The following is a 21276-nucleotide window of genomic DNA, read 5'->3' on the forward strand; positions in this document are numbered from 1 at the left end:
GCGCTGGCCTGTGTTGCCGATGGCGCTGGCAGCGCTGGCCTGTGTTGCCGATGGCGCTGGCACCGGCGTGGCTGGCGCGGGCGTACTCGGCGCTCGGGGGCGGGACGATCACGCTGTCGCCCGTCAACTCGACCTGTCTTTCCCAGTGGCCGACGACGGTGCGCCACGCAGCCGCGGGCGCCGGAAGGATGACGACGTCGGCGTTGGCCTGCGCCGGCGCGCCGGCGGCGCAGCTGGCAAGAGAGGCCCCCAGGAGTGCGGCGCGGAGAAAATTCGTCATGAAGCGGCAGTTGCGTTGATCGGTAGTGTTGAGCTTCAGCTTCAGCAAGCGCCACCGCGTGGTGAAGTTCAGGCCCCAGTCGACTTTGTCGCCGTTCCCAGCCGGCTTCCATCACTTGCCGCTGGCGTCAAAGCGGCCTTCCTTCGCATGGTCGTTCAGCGCACGCCCGCTGGCCGCGACGCCGTTGTGGCGTCGGCGCGTAGCGACGAGCAGCAACTCGTCAGCGAATTTGCGATCGCTGCCCCGATCGATCAAGCACATCGGCGGCACGCCGAGCGCGTCTTGTGATCAGGGTGGCTCAACAAACGAGCCGAAGAGCGCTGTTCGAATGTTAGTTAGGGCTACGAACGAACCAAATCGGCGTAAATACCTACGCTAATTACGCAGCGCGGCAACGTGAGCCTGACGAACTTGCAGGCGAGCCGGTGCGAGGCCGCCACCACGGACGAGCGGGCGCTCGGCCGCGGCTGCCGACCACAGCGCGCACGAATCCGCAGCGATCGGGCTGTTCAGGGAACTTGCCAACAGAGGGCATGGCGTTCATGCGAGTTTTCCTTTCCGCTCACAGCACTGGCGTGATGCGCACCATGACCACGCCATGTGGGGCCACAGTGCCGCCGTAGCTGCCGTGCACCTGCTTCGAGACCCTCTTGGTCCACAAGTCCTTGACCTGAGCCTTCAGGCCTGCGGGCAGATTGAGCTGGTCCCAGCCCACCTTCATCTCGGCCGGCGCCTTGCCGCGGTTGAACAGCATCACCGCGTGCTCGCCGCCCTTCAGCGGCCGCGCCCAGATCTCCAGCTCGCCCTGCTGCCAGACGCGCCGCCCCTGCTGGCCCAGCGGGTCCTGGTCGACGGCGATGACGTCCTTGTTGGTGAGGATGCGCAGTGTGTCGGCGTCCATCTTCGACAGATCGTTGCCGGCGATCAGCGGCGCGGCCAGCATGGCCCACAGCGAGAAGTGCGACTCGTACTCCGTCGTCGTCATGCCGCCGTTGCCCACTTCCAGCATGTCGGGGTCGTTCCAGGCATTTGGAGCTGATACGCCCGCGCGCGCGGCTTGCATGTCCAGGATGTTGGTCATGCCATTCCCCCGGTCCTTCGTGCTTTCCCAACCGTCGTAGATGTCATGGGTGGTTCGCCACAAATGGCCCACCGTCGGGCCCCACCGCTCGGGATGGTCGGTACCCCATTCGCAGATGGACAGCACGATGTCGCGGCCGGACTCGCGCAGGGCCTTGGCCATGATGGTGTAGGCCGCCTCGGCGTTGCGAGTGCCGGTGTGGCACCAGTCGTATTTCAGAAAGTCCACGCCCCACTTGGCGTATTGCCGTGCATCCTGGAACTCACGGCCGGCGCTGCCTGGGCGGCCGGCGCAGGTCAGCGAGCCGGCGTCGGAGTAGAGGCCGAACTTCAAGCCCTTGCTGTGCACGTAGTCTGCGAGTGCCTTGATGCCCGACGGGAAACGCTCGGGGTCGGCCTGGATGTTGCCGTCGGCATCACGGCTCTTCTGCCAGCAGTCGTCGATGACGATGAACTGGTAGCCGGCGTCCCTCATGCCGGAGGCGGCCATGGCGTCGGCCTGCTGGCGGATCAAATGCTCGCTGACGTTGCAGTCGAACTTGTTCCAGGAGTTCCAGCCCATGGGCGGCGTGGGTGCGAGATTGGGCTTGGGAGCGTCGAGCTTCAGCGTCTCGTGGGCGAGGGCCGGCGACGTGAAGCCGAGCACGACCGCGGCGACAGTCAGCGCCCAGGAGGCACAGGCCAGGAGGATGGCGCGGGAGTGCTTGTGTCTCATGGCAAGGCGATTGGCTGGTAGAGGCCGTAGCCCGTTGGCGACTGCGGGCGCGGGTGGCCCGCGGTGCTGCTTATTTTGCGTTGTTGACGATCGTGCTGATCAGTTCAGGGAAGTACTGAGCGCCAGTCGAGCGATTGAACAGGCCGAACTGGTGGTTGGCGCCGTAGCCGTTGTCCCACCACACAGGCACGATGCCGTGCTGGTAGGCGGACTTCGTCACGTACTGGGTCCAGTACTTGCGGTAGGTGCCGGCGGGGTCGTACTCGGACTTCAGGATGGCGCCGTACTCGCCCATCAGCACGGGCATGCCGGTGTCAACGAAGCGGGACTTCATCTTCTGGAACTGCGCGTCGACATAGGCCTCGTTGGCCCAGGTCTCGGTCACGTCCGGATTGGTCGCGTTCGCGCCCCACTGCCAGATGTTGCTGCTTCCGTTCAGCGCGAAGTTGAACGGATCGTAGAAGTGCACTTCGAGGAACATCCGGTTGGTCGCAGAGTCGGCGGGCTTGATGAAGCCGTTGTAGGTCGAGTCGATGTTCGTGTTGAAGCCCTGCACCACGAGATGGCGCTTGGCGTTGTTGCCGCCCGTGGCCCGCACCGTGTTGACGAAGACCTGGTTGAACCCGTTCTGGACGTCCTGGTACTCGGCTGTCGGCGGACCGTAGTCGCCAGACACCATCACCTCGTTGGTGCCGGCGAACAGCAGGTAGTCGTCGTGGTCCTTGAAGTTGTTGGCGATCTGCGTCCACAGCTTGGCCAGGCGCGCGTTGGCACTCGCTTGGTAGGCGTAGGTCGGGATCAGCCAGCTTTGTTCGTGGTGCGTGTTCAGCACGACGTAGAGGCCGGCGTTGCGGGCGTAGCCGACGACCTCGGTGACGCGCGCCATCCAGGTCGGGCTGATGTTGCCGGCGGCGTCGGCATACTGGTTCCAGCTGACGGGAAGGCGCAGGGTCTTGAAGCCAGCCGCCTTCACTGCGTTGAGCAGTTGCTGGTTCACCAGGGGGTTGCCCCAGTTGGTTTCGTTGGGGCTCGCGTCCAGCGAGTTGCCCACGTTCCAGGCGGGCGACATCTGCTGCGACAGCTGGATGCTCGTCAGGTCACGCATGGAGCCGGGCACGGTGATCACGAACGCCTGTGTGGTCTTGGCGCCGCAGCTGTTGGTGTAGGTGGCGATGGCGGTGCAGCTGGCGCTGGGCGTGATGGTCTGCTCGCGTGCCGAGCCTGAGGTGCCGCAGCCGCTCCAGCTCCAAGAGCCGCCGCTCACCGGCTGCGGGCCGAGGATGGCCGGCTTGCCAGCAGTGATCGTGGCCGATGAAGTCTGCGTCCAGGACCCGTTGACGTTGATGTATGGGGTGATGGCCGTCGGCGTGCAGGCGCCCCCGCGCGTGGCCGTGGCGGCACCGGAGTTGAAGTTGCCGCCGCTGGTGGTGAACTTGACCCAGTACCAATACGGCGTGCCGTTGATGGCGGTGCCGTCGGTATAGCTCCTGGCGCCGGGGCCCGGCACGGCGATGCGGCTGCGGCCGTTGGGGTCGCTGTCCGTGTCGCGGTAGACCTCCAGGCGCGAAACGTTGCCGCTGACGGTCCAGCTGAGCTGGACGTCGTTGGCCGTGCCATTGGCCGTCAGGCAGACGGTGGTGCCGCCGCCGCTGCCGCAACTCTGGGCCTGGGCCTGGGCCAGTGGGGCCGCGCTGACCCCCAGGGCCAGCAGCAATGCGGACAACAAGGCTCTCATGGTTCTACCTTCAGGGTGAAAGTGCTCGGCCGGTGTCTCCTCCGGTTGCGAGCGTTATGAAAGGACGCGGCTTTGTGATGCTCCACATCCCGACGACGACACAGATTTGGGCGGCAGCTCCAGCACCGGGCCTAGCGGGCCGGGCTGGGCCGAGAAGGGCGCGAGTACTGCGACCAGATAAAGCGCGCGCCGTCGCTGTCGTCCGGCATGGGGCCGAGACTGTCGGCCCGGATATCCTTGGTCTGCGGATCGATGCGCAGGAAGCGGTTGGTGGCCAATGACATCAGCACCAGTTCTCCTGTCGGCGTTTCAATCCATTGAAAGTTTTGCGCCGTGCCAGACTGGTCGGCCACAAGCGTCACCTCGCCATCCTCACCGACCGTGACATAGCGTGGGCCCGATCGCAGAGCGACGCGGCCCAACCCGCGGTCGACGACCTCGAACCGCGTCGGGACACCCGAAGCCAAACGGTCCCCACGGCCGGCCGCCAGCCCGGTCTTCGCGTGAAACGACGCCAGCCGGATCGATCGACCATAGGGAATGGGCCGCATCAGGCCGCGGGGGTGCGGCTGATGGACGTCGATGCTGTCGAAATCGGCAAAACCGCCCTCGGCGCCCGTCGCGTTGTAGTTGAACAAGCCGTAGCGAACGCCCTGGAAGGTGAAGGTTTGGTAGAGCAGCACGACCTCGTTGCCGATAGTGGTGAAGGTGATGCCGTCGAACGAATAGCTGAAGCGCGCCCGTTCGGTGAGGAAATCGCAGTCGGCGCGAAGCCAGATGCGCGCCCCGGCCATCTTCACGCGCACCCGCTGATCCAGGCGCTGGTCATGAAATATGACGTTGAGTTCGTCGGTTAGCTTTTCGACGCCCAAGGTCGCATAGGGCAGGTTGAGCAGCCCCAAGCCGGCCGTGTCGCCTGGCTTCAGGTTCGTAGCATCGAGCAGGACGGTCGGCGTTGACATCGGCCCGATCGCCCTCTGCGTCAGGGTATTGCGTGCGTCGTAGAACGAGGTCGCCGGCAGGGCGTGAAGCCGCAGGAAACCCGGCCGTTCCRACAACGACCACTTGTCGTCGACCGGGACGTGGTTCCACTGCCAGACGGGCTGGAGCCGCGGCGCCGAAAAATCATCGCTGCGCCGAAAGGGCACGCTCACTGGCTGCGGCGTGGCGGTCTTCGGCTTCACCCAGGTCCGCGGTGTGCGCGTCAGGTTGCCCGGCAGGCCGAAGTAGGGCCAGCCGTCCTTCCAGGTGATCGGAGACAGGCCGAGCAGGCGACCGACGGAGTTGAAGTCCATCATTGAAAAGCCCCACCACTCGCCCGCAGGCGTCTGGATGATGCCCCCCTGGTGCATCGCCAGGCTGTGTTTGGCGGCGGGGTCAGGTCCCCAGGTCTCGAACGGCGGCTTGGGCGTGCCCAGGCGCTTGCTTGACGCCATGCCGAAGTCCTCGTGCAGGCTGATCGCCTGATGGACCTCGTAGGGCCCCAGCACATGATCCGCCCGCGCCGCCGGCATTCGAAAGCCGCCAGCGTAGTTGGCGCTGATGATGTAGTACTTGCCGTCGATCTTGTAGAAGTGCGCGCCCTCGCCCATCCCGGCGTCTTTGGTGAACAGGATGCGCTCGGTGCCCGGAACGATGTCGGTCAGGTCGTCCGTCAGTTGGGCCAGGTGCATGGTCTGGTGGTCCCAGACGACATAGGCCTTGCCGTCGTCGTTGAACAGGACAGACAGGTCGTGGAAGCTGCGCTTCATCGGCGTGCGCGTCCACGGGCCTTTTGGATCGGTGGCCGTGAACATCTGGGTCGCCTGGCTGTTGACGTTGGCGAAGATGTAGAACTTGCCTTGGTGGTAGCGGAAGGACGGCGCCCAGATTCCCTGGCCGTAGATATTGCCGCCGCCCTCCAGCCGAAAGGCCGGGCCCAGGTCGAGCTTGTCCAGGGCATAGGCGACGAACTCCCAGTTGACCAGGTCCTTCGAGCGCAGGATCGGCACGCCCGGCATCGCGTGCATGGTGGTGCCGGTCAGGTAGAACCAGTCGCCGACGCGGATCAGGTCCGGATCTGAAAACTCGTCATAAAACAAAGGATTGGTGAAGGTGCCGTTGCCGTTGTCTGGCGTCCAGGTCGCGGTCGACATGCCTTTGGGCGCGCTCGCCGCCGGCCCCTCCCGATTCATCGCAGATGCCGGCGCCGCGCATGGAATCAGCGTCAATGCCACGCAGGCCAGCAGGCCGAAGAAGTCGCGCCGTCTCATGTCACGGCTTTCCGACGCTGACCACCACGATCGACTTCGGCGGCAGCTCCAGCACCAGCCCTTGCGTGCCTGCGCGCGCGGCGTAGGGCGCGGGCACCACGGCCTGCGGGTTGTCGAAGGTGTTGTGTGCATCCATGGCGGCGGCGGTGAGCACGCGGCCCCGCGCATCGCCCTTCAGGTTGGTCACCACGCGCGCCGCGCGCTGCGGGTCCAGGTTCACCAGCGCCAGCTGCGTGCTGCCGTCTTCGGCGCGCGCCACGCTGGCTTGCACCGACGGCAGCTCGATGTTGCCGGTGCGGAAACGCGGCGCCTGCAGCTTGGCCTGCAGCGGCGTGGCGCCGCGGAAGGGCTTGTACAGGTCGAACGCGTGGTAGGTGGGCGTGAGCACCATGCGCGGCCCGTCGGTGAGCACCGGAGACTGCAGCGCGTTGACCATCTGCGCGATGTTGGCCATCTTCACGCGGTCGGTGTGGCGGTGGAAGGCGTTGAACGACAGCGCTGCCACCATCGCGTCACGCAGCGAGCTCTGCTGCCACAGCGCGCTGGCGCCGGCCGGTGTGTCGTACCAGGTGCCCCACTCGTCGACGTACAGCGCGATGCGCTTGTCCTTGTCGTGCTTGTCCATGGTGCGCGAGACCACGTCGATGCGGGTCTCGATGCCCATCGCTTCCTTCAGCGTCTTGGCCCAGGCGTTGGCATTGAAGCCGAGCGCCTGGCCGTGCGTGGTCCAGTCGCCCGGCAAGCTGTAGTAGTGCAGCGTGAACGCGTCCATGTGCTTGCCGGAGTGCTCCATCAGCACCTCGACCAGGTGGTCGTTGTTTCCGCCCTCGCCAGAAGCCACGCGCAAGGTCGGCGCGCGCAGGAAGGTGGCGTACTGGTTGTGCAGATCGGACTGGTATTCGGGCCGCATGTTGCCGCCGCAGCCCCAACTTTCGTTGCCGATGCCGGTGTACTTGACGGTCCACGGCTTGTCGCGGCCGTTGCGGCTGCGCTCTTCGGTCAGCGTCGTCTTGCGGCCTTCGGTCATGTATTCGAGCCATTCAGCCATCGCGCGCGGCGGCATCGAGCCCATGTTGGCGGCCAGGTACACCTCGGAGCCGAGCATCTCGGCCAGATCCATGAACTCGTGCGTGCCGACGCGGTTGTTCTCCATTCCGCCCCACACCTTGTTCGGGCGCAGCGGGCGCTTGGCGGGGTCGCCGATGCCGTCGCGCCAGTCGTAGTCGTCGGCGAAGCAGCCGCCGGGCCAGCGCATCACCGGCACGCCGAGCTGGCGCAGCGCGCCGACCACGTCGTTGCGCCAGCCGCGCGTGTTGGGGATGGGCGACTCGGGACCGACCCACAGGCCTTCGTAGACGACGCGCCCGAGGTGCTCGACGAAGTGGCCGTAGACGGTGGGTTCGATGCGCGGCCCGGCGGGCTGCTGGGTGACATCGAGGCGGACCTGAACGGGCTCGGCGGCGCCGGCGCTCAAAGGCAGCACGGCGGCGGCCGCGAGGGTGGCCAAGGCGGTGGCGAAGGTACGCAGGGTGCGTGCGGGTGTCATCGGAAATTCCTTGATTTCAAGCGCGGCGCACGAGCCGTGTGCCATGCGGAGGGAGGGTGAGCGTGCGGGTGCCGGCGGGCAGGTCGACGCGCGCCCAGCAGTCGCGACGCGCGCACGTAGCCGCGGCGGCCGGGCTGTTCAGGGAAGTCGCCAGCAGGGGGCATGGCGGTCATGCGGGCTTGCCTTTCCGACTCACGGCGCCGGCGTGATGCGCACCATGACCACGCCGTGCGGGGCCACCGTGCCGCCGTAGCTGCCGCGCACCTGCGAGACCTTCTTGGTCCACAAGTCCTTGACGCGAGCCTTCACGCCGGCGGGCAGATCGAGCTGGTCCCAGCCCACCTTCATTTCGGCCGGCGCCTCGCCGCGGTTGAACAGCACCACCGCGTGCTCGCCGCCCTTCAGCGGTCGCGTCCAGATCTCCAGTTCGCCCTGCCACCAGATGCGCCGCCCCTGCTTGCCCAGCGGGTCCTGGTCGACGGCTATCACGTCGCCGTTGGTGAGGATGCGGCGGGTTTCCGCGTCCATCTTCGACAGATCGTTGCCGGCGATCAGCGGCGCGGCCAGCATGGCCCACAGCGAGAAGTGCGACTCGTACTCGGTCGTCGTCATGCCGCCGTTGCCCACTTCCAGCATGTCGGGGTCGTTCCAGCCGTTGGGGGCGGACTCGCTCCACAGCTCGGCGTTCATGTCGAGGATGTCGAGCATGCCGTGTGACCACTCCTTCTTGCCCTTCCAGGCATCCCAGATGTCGCCCGTGGTGCGCCACAGGTGACCGACGGGGTGGGCCCAGCGGCCAGGCTTGCTGCCGCCCCAATCGCAGAGGGAAAACACGATGTCACGGCCCGATTCGCGCAGGGCCTTGGCCATGATGGTGTAGGCCGCCTGCGCATTGCGGGTGCCGGTGTAGCACCAGTCGTACTTGAAGTAGTCGACGCCCCATCTGGCGTACTGGAGCGCGTCCTGGAACTCATGGCCTGCGCTGCCCGGGCGGCCGTAGCAGGTCAGCGAGCCGGCATCGGAGTAGAGGCCGAACTTCAGGCCCTTGCTGTGCACGTAGTCGGCCAGTGCCTTGATGCCCGACGGGAAGTGCTCGGGGTCGGCCTGGATGTTGCCGTCGGCATCACGGCTCTTCGCCTGCCAGCAGTCGTCGACGTTGATGTACTGGTAGCCGGCGTCTTTCATGCCGGAGGCGACCATCGCGTCGGCCTGTTCGCGGATCAGCTTTTCGCTGACATTGCAGGCGAACTTGTTCCAGGAGCTCCAGCCCATGGGCGGCGTGGGCGCGAGCAGCGGCTTGGGCGCTTCCAGCTTCAGCGTGTCGTGGGCGAGGGCCGGTGCCGTGAAGCCGAGCACGACCGTGGCAGCAGTCGCCGCCAGGATCGAAGAGATGACGAGTCGTTTGCTGTACTTGTTCATGACGAGGTTTGGATTCAGGCGCAGCGCACGAGGCGTGCGCCATGCGCAGGGATGGACAGCGTGCGGGTGCCGGCGGGCAGGTCGGCGCGCGCCCAGCAGTCGCGGCGGGCGTCAGGCAGCCAGCCGGGCAGCGGCGCTTGCCAGGGCGCCTCGCTGGTGTTGAGCCATGCAGCCCAGGTGCCCTGCGGGCCGTGGCAGACGAAGCGGTGGCCCTGCGCGCTGCTGTGCCATTCGCGTGCACCGGGCACGCGCAGCAGCGCCAGCACCTCGGGGTTGGTCAGCAGGCGCAACGTCCAGTCGTCGAGGCGGCGCAGGTCGTTGCCCAGGATCAGCGGGCTGCGCGCGCAGGTCCATGCGGTGAGCATCAGCAGCTGCTCGTCGCGCGTGAAGCGGGTGTCGCGTTCGCCGCGGCCGTCGCCGTCGAAGTTGCGCAGTCCGATCTTGCCCACCGGCAGCATGTCGGCATCGGGCCAGGCGCCGGGGCGCGCATGCGGCGCCCACTTCACCAGGTTCACGAGGTTGTCGCGCAGCTGGGGCCAGGTGTCCCAGAAGTCGTTGCACACGCGCCATTGGTTGGCGTGCACCTGCAGGTGCGTGGCCTGCTCGGGCAGCGACGGGCCGGGCGACAGGCTCAACACCATCGGCCGGCCGGCGGCGTCGATCGCGCGCCGGATCAGTTCGACCTCTCGTGCGTGGTAGTTGGGCGCGGCGATGTCGTCGACCTTGACGAAGTCCACGCCCCATTCGGCGAGCTGCGCGAACCAGCTCCGGTACCAGTCGAAGGCGCCCGGGTGGTCGGGGTTGACGCCGCACATGTCGTGGTTCCAGGCGCAGGTCGATCCAGGGTTGGCCACCTCGTTGCAGCGGTACTTGCTGCCGGCGATGGGCAGTTCCATTCCCACCGCCTGGCGCGGGATGCCGCGCATGATGTGCACGCCGAAGCGCAGGCCCATGGCGTGCACCTGCGCGGCCAGCGGCGCGAAGCCGCGGCCGCCGGCGGCGCTGGGGAAGCGGTTGGGTGCCGGCTGCGGGCGGCCATGGGCGTCCAGCACCAGCGGCGCGAAGGGCCGGTACCACCCCGACTTGGCACCCGGCTCGTACCACTGGATGTCGACGGTGGCAACGTCGTAGCCGAAGGGCAGGAAGCGCTCGGCGAGGATGCGCGCGTTGTCCAGGTATTCGGCTTCGGTGACGCTGGCGCCGAAGGCGTCCCAGCTGTTCCAGCCCATCGGCGGCGTCGGCGCCCAGGCGTGGAAGGGCAGGCCGGGCTCGGTGGTGCCGGCGGCGCCGGAAACCGTGGCGGAGGGGCCGGCGGCACCGGCCGCCGAGCTGGCGGTCACGGCAGCCAGACCGGCGCCCGCCGCGGCGCGCACGAAGCTGCGGCGGGCGGGTTCATCAGGCAAGCTGTCGGTAGAGGTCGTCGTGCTCATGGCCGATGTGATGGTGGTGAGGGATGCGGGGACGAGCTTTTAGTTGCTGTACAGCAGGCCCCGGCCCGTGCCGCTGACGTAGATCCGGCCATAGACGTTCTGGTCGGCCGCCATCACGCCGATGCCGCCGAACTGGTGCGCGTCGTCGTTGAAGCGCGACCAGGTGGCGCCGCCGTCGTTGGAGCGGTAGACGCCCCACACGCCATTGACCACGCCCACCACATAGACCGCAGCCGAGTACGCCGCGCCGGGCTTGGCCTTGCCCAGTGCCACCGCCGTGGCGCCCTGTACGTCGGGCCATGGGTTGCTGCCCCAGATCGACGCGAAGGTGCTGAGCTTGGTCCAGGTCGCGCCCGAATCGGTCGAGTGGTACACGGCGTTGCCGTCGGCCAGCCAGAGGTCGCCCTTGGCGTGGGGGTTGACCGCCAGCGAGGTGTTCGAGAAGTAGTTGGGGGCCAGCCCCGCGGCCACCGAGCCCTGGCTCAGCGTGAACGTGTGGCCGCCATCGGTCGAGACGTAGACCTTGCCCGGCGTGCCCCACCAATGGCCGCCGGAATCGTAGGCATAGACCTTCTTCGGGTTCTTGCGATCTGCGGCCAGGCGGTAGCCGCGACTGAAGACGCCGGCGATCGCCGGCAGATTGGTCGGGACCCAGGTCGCGCCGTTGTCCGTGGTGTACGACGGCACCGAGTTGGCGGGCGCCCAGACCGCCTTGTTGCGCGCGGTGACCACGATGCTCGCTTCCTGGCTCGTGTTTTCCGCGACGCCGGGCGCGTTGGTGGCGAACCTCGCCCAGGTCTTTCCGCCGTCGCCAGACCAGACGCCGAAGCCGGTACCGGTGCCGAGGACGACGCCGATGCTGGCGATGTAGAGCGGGTCGGACCACGCCATGTCGGCGGCGAAGCCGTTGCTCCATTCGGTGCGCGGCGTCAGGGTCGGCTTCGTCGCGAGATCCGTGTGCACCCAGGTGCCGACGTCGCCCGAACTGTTGATCACGGTGTACGGTGCGCCCGCCGGCGGCGTGGCGAGGCCCAGGACGGCCGTCTCCTCAAGGCCATCGATCGCCTCGTTCCAGCTCGGCTTGGGGGAAGAGGCGTTGCGGGTTTCCCAGATGCCGCCGCCATGGACGTGCAGCACGCGGTTGGGGTTGGACGGATCGATCTCGACGTCGTCGGTCCAGCCGGAGAACCCGTCACCGGCGGGCGAGTGCGGCATGGTGGCCGCGATCTCGCGCCAGGTCTGGCCGCCATCGCGGGACCACTGGACGACCTGCTGGCCGTTCCAGTTGCCCCAGGAGTTGGTCACGCCCAGTGCGATGCGGGTGCTCGCGCCGGTGCCGGCGACGGACACGCCGCCGAGGCCGAAGTTCGTCCCCATCCCCCCGTTCGGGTCCTTCAGCAAAGTCCAGTTGCTGCCGTCGAACTTGTAGAGCCGGGCGGGGCCGGCGGCGCCTGGCCCCGAGTCCTTGGTGAACACGACATAGAACATGCCGTCCGCAGCGCGCACCATGTGCGGAATGTGATGGCCGGAGATCGGGGTCGACACCGGGGCCCACGAAGCGCCGGCGTCGGTGGACCTGTAGAGATTCGAGACCAGGCCCGCCGTGATGACGTAGTCCGGCGCGATGGCCGCGTAGATCGTCTGCGTGGCCGAGCCGCTGCCCTTGGTGCCGGTGTCGTAGACGATGACGCCGACGCCCATCGCGCTGCCGATGCCCAGGGCCTTGACCTGCTCCTGGGTCAACCTGGCGGGCGACAGCGACGTGACCTGCGCCCAGGTGAGGCCCGAGTCGATGCTCTTCCACAGGCCGGCCGTGCGCGAGCCGTAGAACAGCGTCGAGGGTTTGTTGGGGTCGACCATCAGGCGTTCGCCGATGGGCCGGCCGGGGTTGTTGCCCCCCAGGGGAAAGGGCAGGTCGACGTAGGTCCAGTGGTCACCGCGGTCGCTGGAGATGTACAGGCGGCCGTTGCCATCGGACGTGTACATGCCGGCGGCCATGTAGACGAGCTGGTCGTTGTTCGGATCGACGGCGATGCTTTCGATGCCGTGGTACCTGCTCTCGGCTGCACCGAAGCCCAGACCGTCGGTGATGGGCACCCAGGACGCCGTGGCCTGGTTCCAGCGGTAGGCGCCACCGATGTCGGTGCGGGCGTACAGGACGTTCGCCGACGTGGGATGGAAGACGAGGCCGGTGACGTAGCCGCCACCGCCGAACTTCACGCTCTTCCAGGTGGTGGCCCGGGCTGGCGTCTCGCTGCCCTCATTGGGACTGCCTGCGGCCAGGGGCGTCGTGTCGCCGCCTGCGCTGCCTTCACCGCCGCAACCCACCACGAGGCTCGCGGAAAGGATGGAAAGGACAATGAATCGTTGACTGAACTTGGTCATGAAGGAATCCGGGTGGGATGTCGTGGATGGCGTGGCGGTGCGGTGTGGATCACCGCCCGCTCAGATCACTTTGCGCACTGCTGCTGCGGCAGCGCCGACGTTCACTTCTTGCACAGCTCGCTGATGGCGTTGGGGGCGGTGGCGGTGATCACGCCCAGCCGATAGGGCAGTTCGATGTATTCGTACTTCTTGTTTTTTTCCATATCCAGGCCCTGGTAGAGGAATCTCAGCGGCTGGCAGGGGTCGATGCTCAGCGTCTGGTCGACGCCGTCGCGGATCAGTTCGCCGTGGGATACGCCTTCGGACCAGATCCGGCCGCTGAACTTGACGTTTTCCGCGCCAGCGAACAGGTTCATCTTGGCGCCGGGAATGGGTTGCCATGTGCCGTCCAGGCGATCGGCTGTCCAGGCCCGGAAATACCGGCCGTTAGGCCCCATCGCCTCGATCAGCGTCAAGAACTGGTTGGTGCCGGTGATCTTGTAGGTGTTGCTCGCCTCGAACATGTCCTCGCGTTTTTCCTTCATGGCAACGACGGGCTCGGAGAAGCCATGAGGGAAACGCTCGATCGTCGTTTCACCACGGAAGAAGCTGCCGTTGTCGTTGGTGAAGAAGAGATGGCACTTCTTGTCGTCGCAGATGTTCCAGAAGTCCAGCCAGGAGGCATCGCCCTTGGCGTCTTTGACGCTCGCCGGGATGGTCGGGTAGAAGGGCTGCGGAGGCGTCCATGACCGGGGGTCGGCCAGGTTCCTCGTCGTGGAATACAACGGGTCGCCGCCTTGGTAGATCAGGTACCAGAGCTTTTGCGGCGCGAAATAGAAGACCTGCGGCGCTGCGCGGTAACCCGGCCCGATGGGGGACTGGTCGAGCATGAACAGGGGCGCATTCGGCGCATCGTCCCAATTCGCAAAGCTCGTGTAGGCGATGCCCCAGCCCGACGCCCCTGCCGTGGTCATGAAAACGTGGTATCGGCCGTCGTGGTAGACGATGGTCGGGTCCTTGACGCCATGGATTTGCTTGGCATCGGTTGGCGGCTTGATCAGGGGTTCGCTGGATTTCCATTCAAAAGGTTGGGCGCGCGTCGCGGATTCGGTCGCGTGAGCGGGCGTGCTCAATGCCAGGCATGACGCCAACCAGAGTGCATTGAACCCGTTGAGGAAGGATCTGTAGTTGTGCATGACGTTTCGCAGACAGGACGCGGAACGCCGAAGCATTTCCGCGCCGTGGTTGGCGTATGCGAGCCGGCGGCCCGCAGTGCTGCCTACTTCGCGCTGTCGACGATGGCCTTGACCAGGTCCGGGAAGTACTGGGCGCCGGTCGAGCGATCGAACAGCCCCGACGCGTGGTTGAAGCCGTAGCCCGGGTCCCACCACGCCGGCACGATGCCGTGCTGGACGGCGGACTTCGTCACGTACTTGGCCCAGTCGGTGCGGTAGGCGCCGGTCGGGTCGTACTCGGACTTCAACATCGCGGCGTATTCGCCCAGCAGCACGGGGATACCCGCATCGACGAAGCGGGACTTCATCATCTGGAACTGCGCGTCGACGTAGGCTTCGTTGGCCCAGGTCTCGGTCACGTCCGGATTGGTCGCGTTCGCACCCCACTGCCAGATGCTGCTGTTCTCGTTGAGCGCGAAGTTGTACGGATCGTAGAAGTGCACCTCGAGGAACATCCGTTTGGTCGCAGAGTCGGCGGGCTTGATGAAGCCGTTGTAGGTCCAGTTGATGTTCGTGTTGAAGCCCTGCACCACGAGATGGCGCTTGGCGTTGTTGCCGCCCGTGGCCCGCACCGTGTTGACGAAGACCTGGTTGAACCCGTTCTGGACGTCCTGGTACTCGGCCGTCGGCGGGCCGTAGTCGCCAGGGAACAGTATCTCGTTGGTGCCGGCGAACAGCAGGTAGTCGTCGTAGTCCTTGAAGTGGTTGGCGATCTGCGTCCACAGCTTGGCCAGGCGCGCGTTGGCAATCGGTTGGTTGGCGTAGGTCGGGCTCGTCCACTCGGTTTCATGGTTGTTCAACACGACGTAGAGGCCGGCGTTGCGGGCATAACCGACGATTTCGGCGACGCGCGCCATCCAGGCCGGGCTGACGTTGCCGTCGGCGTCGGCATGGTGGCTCCAGCCGGCGCCAATGCGCACGGTCTTGAAGCCGGCCGCCTTCACCGCGTTGAGCAATTGCTGGTTCGTCGGGGCGTTGCCCCAGGAGGTCTCGTCGGGTACGGCGTTCACCGAGTTGCCCAGGTTCCAGGCGGGCGACATCTGATGAGACAGCTGGATGCTCGTCAGGTCGCGCATGGAGCCTGGTACGGTGATCACGAACGCCTGGGTGGTCTTGGCGCCGCACGTGTTGGTGTAGGTGGCGGTGGCCGTGCAGCTGGCGCTGGGCGTGATGGTCTGCTCGCGTGCCGAGCCTGAGGTGCCGCAGCCGCGCCAACTCCACGAGCCGCCCGTCACCGGCTGCGGGCCGAGGATGGCCGAGTTGCCAGCAGTGATCGTGGCCGATGAAGTCTGTGTCCAGGACCCGTTGACGTTGATGTAGGGCGTCACCGGCGTGGCAGCGCAGCTGCGCGTGGCGGTGGCCACGCCGGAGTTGTAGCTTCCGGTGCTGGTCTTGAACTTGACCCAGTACCAATAAGGCGTGCCAGCGGCAGCCGTGGCATCGGCATAGCTGGTGGCGCTGTGCGCCAGGGTGGCAATGCGGCTGCGACCCTTGGGTTTGGGGTCGGTGTCGCGGTAGATCGCCAGCGACTTGACGCTGCCGCTGACCGTCCAGTCCAGCTGGATGTCGTTGGCCGTGCCATTGGCCGTCAGGCAGACGGTGGCACCGCCGCCGCTGCCGCAGCTCTGGGCTTGGACGGCCGAGCCGGCGCTGACGCCGACGGCCACAAGCAGGGCTGATAGAAACAGTCTCATCGTTCTACCCTTGGAAGGTTGAAAGTGCTCTGTCGGGTGTCTCCTCCGGACTCGAGCGTTTTGGCAGCGGGTTGAGCCCCCGCTGCGGTGGCAGCGGCGGCCAGGACCATTGCAGCGGCGAGTGTTTTCATTTGAGGGGTCRTGTCGCCGAGCGTCAGGTCGGCAGGGGTCGGTAGGTGACCTGGTGCAGCCGCGCGTCGCCGTGTGGCCCGCGGCGAAGAGCGCTAGAGCGCGTAGAGCGCGAACGCGAAGTCCGCGGGGCGGCCCTCCCGGTCCTTCAGCGGTAGGTCGTCCAGGCTGGCCTCACCGTCGGCATAGACGTCGTCGCGGCTGGCGCGCAGATAGAGCGTCAGCGCGTCCTTCTGGCCCTGCAGTGCCAACGCATAACGGCGACCGGCCTGCAGCACGACCGGCGGATGGGCACTGAAGTCGAAGCTCAGCAGCCCGGCCCCTTGCGGCCGGTAGGCGATGGCCAGGCCCTGGCCGGCGCCGAGCAGCTCGGTGCCGGCCTCCACGTCGCGCAGCGACAGCCGCAGCGGGTGCGTGGCGTCGGTGCCGTGGCCGTCGCCAGCGTACAGGCTGAGCCGGCCCAGGGCGATGTCAGCGCGCGGGACGAAGGTCTGTACCAGACGGCTGACGCCGCCGCCGTCGCGCTTGAAGCCCACGGGTTCGGGCGCCTGCTCAAAAGGGCGGGTGACCGAGGCCAGCGCCGGGCGACCCGGCCAGGTTTCGGGATAGCCCTGGGCGAATTGCTGGACGGCCACGCGGGGGTCGGAGCGGCCAGGGTCCGCCGGCGCGGGCACCTTGCCGGAGGGCGGCCGGGGCGGTGCGCTGATGCCGGCCTCGGTCTGCTTGATGGGCCACATGCGGCCGTCGGCGTCGTAGTAGAGGTACTCCATCGCGACCGAGCGGCGGGCGCCGGCGCCGCTCTGGCCGTCGGGCAGGGTCAGCGCGGCGTTGTGATAGACCAGGTAGGACTGGCCCTTGAAGTCGTCGATGACGCCCGCGTGGATGGTGAAGCTGTTGTGTACCGCGCCGGTCAGCATCCCCTGGTAGGTCCAGGGCCCGCGCGGGCTTGGCGCGGTGGCATACGACAAATGCTCGAAGAGACCCTGGTGCGCCATGGACGCGTAGGTCATGTAGTACATCCCCTTGCGCTTGGACAGCCACGGGCCCTCGGTGTAGTTGGGCAGTGCGATCTTCTCGATGGGGCCGTCGAGCTMGGTCATGTTCGGTTTGAGCTTGGCGAGGTAGAGCACCGGATTGCCCCAGGCCAGCCACGCGGTGCCGTCGCCGTCGATGAAGACGGTGGGGTCGATATCGCTCCAACCGTAGGGGCTGGGCGTCGTGGCATCGGTGACCAGCGCCGAGCCGCGCGCATCCCTGAACGGGCCCAGCGGGTTGTCGGCCACCGCGACGCCGATGGCCTTGCCGGGCTGCGTGTCGTTGTGCTGCACGGTGGCGTAGAAGTAGAAGCGGCCATTGCGTTGCACCACCTGCGCGGCCCAGGCGTCGCCCACCGCCCACTTGAAATCGGTGGGCTTCATATGGGCGCCGTGGGCGGTCCAGTGGCGCAGGTCCTTGGACGAATAGGCCAGCCACTCCTTCATGAGGAAGAAGTCGTCGCCCTTGGCCTCGTCACGGCCCACGTAGAGGTAGACCGTGTCGCCCACGACCAGCGGCGCGGGGTCGGCGGTGAAGCGGTCGCGCAGTACCGGATTGGCGCCGGGCGGCGGTTCGGCGGCCGGCGCCAAACCCCCCGTCAAAGCAAAGCCGGAGCCCGCGAAGATCGAAAGGACGATGAGTCGTTTGCTGCACCCGGACTTGATGTTCATCGGAATCTGATGTTGCGCTAAATCAACGCCGCGATCTTAGTTCGATCGCCGAATGAACTTTGGCAAGGAAAACACCTACTCTTTGCGTCGTCTGTGATGTACGAGGCATGACGTGCCCGCACCTCTCAGGCGATGGCCAACTGCGGCCTCAGGAACGCGGCAACCCGCCGATCTGCTGCATCAGTCCGAGCAGGTCCGGTTGCCCCACTTCGGAAACGATCTTCCCGGTCGAGAGCCGATAGATGTTCTGCGCTTGCACGGCAATCGTCTTGCCGCTGGGAGGCACGCCGAAGAAGGCTCCGCGGTGCGTCCCGCGCATGGTGAATCGCGCCGCGATGACATCGCCTTCGATGACGGTTTCCTCGAGGGCCCACTGAATGTCGGGGAATCCGCCACGCATCATCCCGATGATCTCCAGGTAGCCTCGCGGCCCGTGTACGGGTTCGGCACGCCCCGGAACGTGAAACACGGCGTCCGGAGAAACCAACTCTTCGGCGAGCCGCGGATCCGCAGTGTTGATGAACTCCACGAAGCGAGCCATGAACTGTCGGTTTGTGGTCTGCATCGGTCGCCTCGGACTGGGTGTCGGGATCGGGCCTGGGGCATGGTGGCCGCTCGGTTCCCGCGTTCCCGTATTGTTCGAGTTGTCGGCGTGTTCGACACGATCAAAGTCGGTTGCCAGATGGTGAAAATCGGACAATGGTTCGATGCCACGCGGAACGAGCCCCATCGATATCGAGCAGGTCCAATATCGGCCCTCGGCCGAGAGCGCGCTGGATCTCGAGGTCTTCTCGATGTCGGACCTGAGGCGAAGGGTGTCTCGAGCCCACCTGCAGCGTCACCACCGCTACGACTTTCACATGTTCGTGCACGTCAGACGCGGAACATGCCGCGCAGTGGTGGATTTCAGTCACATCGAGTGTGGCGCCGGATCGCTGGTGACCATTCGGCCCGGACAGGTTCACCGCTTCGGCCCGGGACGCCGCTGGGACGCAAACATCCTGCTGTTTCGACCCGAGCTGCTGCAGGCTTCGCAAGGCGAGGAACACCTTCAGATGCCCGAACTGATCGATGCGCTTCCCGGCCATCTACGCCTCGACCGGTCGACGGGGCGAATCTTGGCCGACACCTTTGCACGGCTGGAGGARGCGTGCGCGCTCGACGCCCGGCAACCGCTGCTGAACTGGCTGCTCCACAGTGAACTGGCAACGCTCGTGACGCGCCTGCACATCTTTCACGCCGCGCAACAGCCGTCCGCCGGAACAGCGTCCGATGCGCCGGAGCGCTTTCGAATTTTCAAACGACTCCTGGACGCGAAGGTGCATCAGTGGCATCACGTTTCGCGCTACGCACATGCCATGGGATGTTCCGAGAGGACGCTCACTCGCATCTGCAGTGCGGTGGCTGGCGTCGGTGCGAAGGCCTTCATCGCCTCGCGCCTGGCGCTGGAAGCCAAGCGCCTGCTCGTGCACACGGAGATGCCGATTTCAGCCATCGCGCAGCGGCTTGGCTTCGACGAGGCGACCAACTTCACTAAGTTCTTTCGCAGCATCGAAGGATGCACGCCAGGCGACTTCCGTCGTCAGTTCGACGTCTCGTCGTAGTCGCATTCAGCGATCCTGGTCTCATCATGCTCGCGTATGCCATTGGTACAGACGTGTCCAGTCGGTGTACCCGTCGACGCGGATCGGACGTTGCATTCGATCTCGCGAACGGGCCGCTGGACTCTTGGCGTTTGAGCCCGAGCTGAGCTATCTGATGTCTGCTTTCTGGCGTGGCGAGTGGCAGCAACGGTCGCTCTCGGTCTTGATGCCTGCGCCGTCGGGCGACCGAAATTGGGGCCGCAAGCGGTCGTCGACCTTGCACCTTGCCCGACGTCAACCTGACTTCTCAGCACGCTTACTGAACGACGCCGGGGTTGCCTCTAGGATGGCCCAGCGCTACGCTACTTAAAGTCGTCAACGCGGAAATATTCTCAATCCGGATCTCCCGCCGCTGGCACTACCTTCAGCGCCGAGGTCCGCTGTGCGCAAATCTCACTACTCCCTGCAGAACCAGATCTTTCTGGCGCTGCTGAAGGGGCGCCGCTGCGCCTGCGGGTTGCGTCAGCGAGAACTCGGGACCAGGCTGGGACGGAACCAGGCCATGGTCAGCAAGGTGGAGAGTGGGGAGCGACGGCTGGACATCATCGAGCTCCGGACCTGGCTCTCGGCCATGGAAGAGGACTTCGTTGCCTTTGTTGCTGAACTTGAGGACCGCTTCAAGGAGGCGGCGACTACGCAAGGCTCCATCTTTCCAATGACCCTTGGAGCCGATGAGAACGGCGAAAGTGCGCAGACCACGAAAAAGAGGCTGCCGCTGAAGTAGATGCCCGAGCCTAACGACGGGCGGCCAAAAGGTCGACAACATCAACCCCCAAGGCCGTCGCAAGCCGTTCCATGTTGTCGATGGATACGTTGCGCTCGCCACGCTCCACCGACCCGATGTACGTTCGGTGCAGACCGCACACTTGAGCCAGGCTCTCTTGGGAAAGACCAAGCTCCAGGCGTCGACCCTTCAGGTTGCATGCAAATCGTGCGCGTGCGGTCTTGTTGCGGGCTGCAGTCTTCTTCATCGACTGAAGCATGTCCGGCCGATGCATATGCGTCTACAGACTTTAAGTAGCGACTGGCGAGAGTTCGAATCGATCTGTCAACGCGGCATACCGGACGTCCGAACCACCGCGGCGCAGTCAATGACGTAGCGTTCCCAGATGCCCAGCGCCTCCTTCATTTCATCGTGAAAGTCGTAGCGGTTGTAGAACTTGTTTTGGACTCCGCCCAAGTCGTGCGACTGAATATGTGCACGGTGCTCCTTTGGAATCTTGAGCTTGCTCATCCGTGTCTCGATCGTGCGGCGAATGTCTCGGTAGGAGAAGGGATGGTTGATCTTCTTGGTCCTCACGAGCCGAGCACTGATATTGCTGACAGCACGAGAGACTCCCTCGGCACTGGTGTGTGACTCCTTGCGGCAGGTGTCACCAAACAGATAAGTCCGGCCGTCCAACGAGCACTCGTTCAACAGTTCAAGGATCTCCCGCTTAGCCAGTGGGAGCAGTGGAAGATAGGACAAGTGGGGGATCTTGCGGTTGCCTTTTCCATCTGCCAGGCGCAGCACTTCATCGTCTTCATTCACGTCGGCGGGTCGCGTTCGCAACAGTTGCGCGCAACGTTGGCCCCCCAGCAAGATGGTCACCCGAACGAAGCGATAGTTCATCGTCCGCGCTTCTACCCCCGTTGTCAGCTCGTTCCAAAAGTGCCCCAACTCCGCGTCGGACAACACTCTGTCGAGGGGGAGGTTTTCATTCCCAAGCCTCAGCGTCGCATTGATGGGGTTGCTCGCAATGCCCAACTTCGACAGCGACTCTGGTGCGTTGGCGGATGTCTTGGCGCGAATCGCATAGCCGAATGCGGCGGATAGAAGACCACGAATACGGTAAGCGTCCGGCGAACCCGTCTTGAATGAGGGGGTCGCAGCGATAACGATCGTGTCCACGTACGAGATAAGTGGACACGATGACAAGCGAGAAGACAGCGACTCGGAAGCGCTACAGCAGGGAGCTCAAGGCGCAGATCAGGGCCGAGTGCGATGCGCCGGGCGCGTCGGTGGCCAAGGTGGCGATGTCGCATGGCATCAATGCCAACATCGTGCA

The 21276-nt window shown here is 65.7% G+C and carries 17 protein-coding genes; 3 read left to right on the forward strand and 14 right to left on the reverse strand.

The window, feature by feature from the left end; translation table 11 throughout:
• The 12 genes from AC1DYI_RS08025 to AC1DYI_RS08080 form a co-directional block, all read right to left on the reverse strand.
• The coding region (locus AC1DYI_RS08025; RefSeq protein ID WP_477203566.1) for a hypothetical protein at window positions 1–328 on the reverse strand (328 nt) is incomplete at its 3' end.
• A 514-nt stretch (window positions 329–842) separates the two neighbouring features.
• Window positions 843–2075, reverse strand: a complete 1233-nt coding sequence (locus AC1DYI_RS08030) for a glycoside hydrolase family 27 protein (RefSeq protein WP_477203567.1) — start codon at window positions 2073–2075, stop codon at window positions 843–845.
• 70 nt (window positions 2076–2145) lie between these two features.
• Window positions 2146–3810, reverse strand: a complete 1665-nt coding sequence (locus AC1DYI_RS08035; RefSeq protein ID WP_477203568.1) for a glycoside hydrolase family 5 protein — start codon at window positions 3808–3810, stop codon at window positions 2146–2148.
• Between the two features lie 131 nt (window positions 3811–3941).
• Window positions 3942–6062, reverse strand: coding sequence for a family 43 glycosylhydrolase (locus tag AC1DYI_RS08040; protein ID WP_477203569.1), 2121 nt, complete (start codon window positions 6060–6062; stop codon window positions 3942–3944).
• Window position 6063: 1 nt separating this feature from the next.
• Window positions 6064–7608 carry an alpha-N-arabinofuranosidase gene (locus AC1DYI_RS08045; protein ID WP_477203570.1) on the reverse strand — a complete coding sequence of 515 codons (1545 nt, stop codon included), beginning with the start codon at window positions 7606–7608 and terminating at the stop codon, window positions 6064–6066.
• Window positions 7609–7800: 192 nt separating this feature from the next.
• On the reverse strand, window positions 7801–9027 hold the full coding sequence (locus AC1DYI_RS08050) for a glycoside hydrolase family 27 protein (RefSeq protein ID WP_477203571.1): 1227 nt from the start codon (window positions 9025–9027) through the stop codon (window positions 7801–7803).
• Window positions 9028–9041: 14 nt separating this feature from the next.
• Window positions 9042–10457: a hypothetical protein gene (locus AC1DYI_RS08055; protein ID WP_477203572.1), complete on the reverse strand. Its 1416-nt coding sequence runs from the start codon at window positions 10455–10457 to the stop codon at window positions 9042–9044.
• Window positions 10458–10496: 39 nt separating this feature from the next.
• Entirely contained in the window at window positions 10497–12842 is a 2346-nt protein-coding gene (locus tag AC1DYI_RS08060) for a dockerin (RefSeq protein ID WP_477203573.1), read from the reverse strand.
• Between the two features lie 101 nt (window positions 12843–12943).
• Entirely contained in the window at window positions 12944–14212 is a 1269-nt protein-coding gene (locus AC1DYI_RS08065) for a glycoside hydrolase family 62 protein (RefSeq protein WP_477203574.1), read from the reverse strand.
• Window positions 14101–15750 carry a glycoside hydrolase family 5 protein gene (locus tag AC1DYI_RS08070; RefSeq protein ID WP_477203575.1) on the reverse strand — a complete coding sequence of 550 codons (1650 nt, stop codon included), beginning with the start codon at window positions 15748–15750 and terminating at the stop codon, window positions 14101–14103. Before AC1DYI_RS08070 ends, AC1DYI_RS08065 begins: the two co-directional genes overlap by 112 nt.
• Window positions 15751–15974: 224 nt before the next feature.
• Complete coding sequence (locus AC1DYI_RS08075; RefSeq protein WP_477203576.1) at window positions 15975–17585, reverse strand: glycoside hydrolase family 43 protein; 1611 nt, start codon at window positions 17583–17585, stop codon at window positions 15975–15977.
• A gap of 148 nt (window positions 17586–17733) precedes the next feature.
• Window positions 17734–18150: an ester cyclase gene (locus AC1DYI_RS08080; RefSeq protein WP_477203577.1), complete on the reverse strand. Its 417-nt coding sequence runs from the start codon at window positions 18148–18150 to the stop codon at window positions 17734–17736.
• Between the two features lie 142 nt (window positions 18151–18292).
• Between AC1DYI_RS08080 and AC1DYI_RS08085 the strand changes: the two genes are divergently transcribed.
• Together AC1DYI_RS08085 and AC1DYI_RS08090 are read left to right on the forward strand one after the other, a co-directional pair.
• Window positions 18293–19189 (forward strand): helix-turn-helix transcriptional regulator, encoded by an 897-nt coding sequence (locus AC1DYI_RS08085; protein WP_477203578.1) that lies wholly within the window; start codon window positions 18293–18295, stop codon window positions 19187–19189.
• Between the two features lie 421 nt (window positions 19190–19610).
• On the forward strand, window positions 19611–19952 hold the full coding sequence (locus AC1DYI_RS08090) for a helix-turn-helix domain-containing protein (RefSeq protein ID WP_477203579.1): 342 nt from the start codon (window positions 19611–19613) through the stop codon (window positions 19950–19952).
• 10 nt (window positions 19953–19962) lie between these two features.
• On the opposite strand, the gene AC1DYI_RS08095 is transcribed toward AC1DYI_RS08090, so the two are convergent.
• A complete protein-coding gene (locus tag AC1DYI_RS08095) occupies window positions 19963–20199 on the reverse strand; it encodes a helix-turn-helix domain-containing protein (RefSeq protein WP_477203580.1) in 237 nt (78 codons plus the stop codon).
• 77 nt (window positions 20200–20276) lie between these two features.
• Window positions 20277–21119, reverse strand: a complete 843-nt coding sequence (locus tag AC1DYI_RS08100) for a site-specific integrase (protein WP_477203581.1) — start codon at window positions 21117–21119, stop codon at window positions 20277–20279.
• A gap of 20 nt (window positions 21120–21139) precedes the next feature.
• Here AC1DYI_RS08100 and AC1DYI_RS08105 point away from each other — a divergent pair.
• Window positions 21140–21276: transposase (locus tag AC1DYI_RS08105; RefSeq protein WP_477203582.1), on the forward strand; the 137-nt coding region annotated here is incomplete at its 3' end.

The organism is Ideonella sp. P3_A4 (assembly GCF_056403075.1).

Bases quoted from the DNA above. Each gene is read 5' to 3' on its own strand.
- AC1DYI_RS08030 (WP_477203567.1), bottom strand. From the start codon at position 2,075: ATGAGACACAAGCACTCCCGCGCCATCCTCCTGGCCTGTGCCTCCTGG.
- AC1DYI_RS08035 (WP_477203568.1), bottom strand. From the start codon at position 3,810: ATGAGAGCCTTGTTGTCCGCATTGCTGCTGGCCCTGGGGGTCAGCGCG.
- AC1DYI_RS08045 (WP_477203570.1), bottom strand. From the start codon at position 7,608: ATGACACCCGCACGCACCCTGCGTACCTTCGCCACCGCCTTGGCCACC.
- AC1DYI_RS08050 (WP_477203571.1), bottom strand. From the start codon at position 9,027: ATGAACAAGTACAGCAAACGACTCGTCATCTCTTCGATCCTGGCGGCG.
- AC1DYI_RS08055 (WP_477203572.1), bottom strand. From the start codon at position 10,457: ATGAGCACGACGACCTCTACCGACAGCTTGCCTGATGAACCCGCCCGC.
- AC1DYI_RS08060 (WP_477203573.1), bottom strand. From the start codon at position 12,842: ATGACCAAGTTCAGTCAACGATTCATTGTCCTTTCCATCCTTTCCGCG.
- AC1DYI_RS08070 (WP_477203575.1), bottom strand. From the start codon at position 15,750: ATGAGACTGTTTCTATCAGCCCTGCTTGTGGCCGTCGGCGTCAGCGCC.
- AC1DYI_RS08080 (WP_477203577.1), bottom strand. From the start codon at position 18,150: ATGCAGACCACAAACCGACAGTTCATGGCTCGCTTCGTGGAGTTCATC.
- AC1DYI_RS08095 (WP_477203580.1), bottom strand. From the start codon at position 20,199: ATGAAGAAGACTGCAGCCCGCAACAAGACCGCACGCGCACGATTTGCA.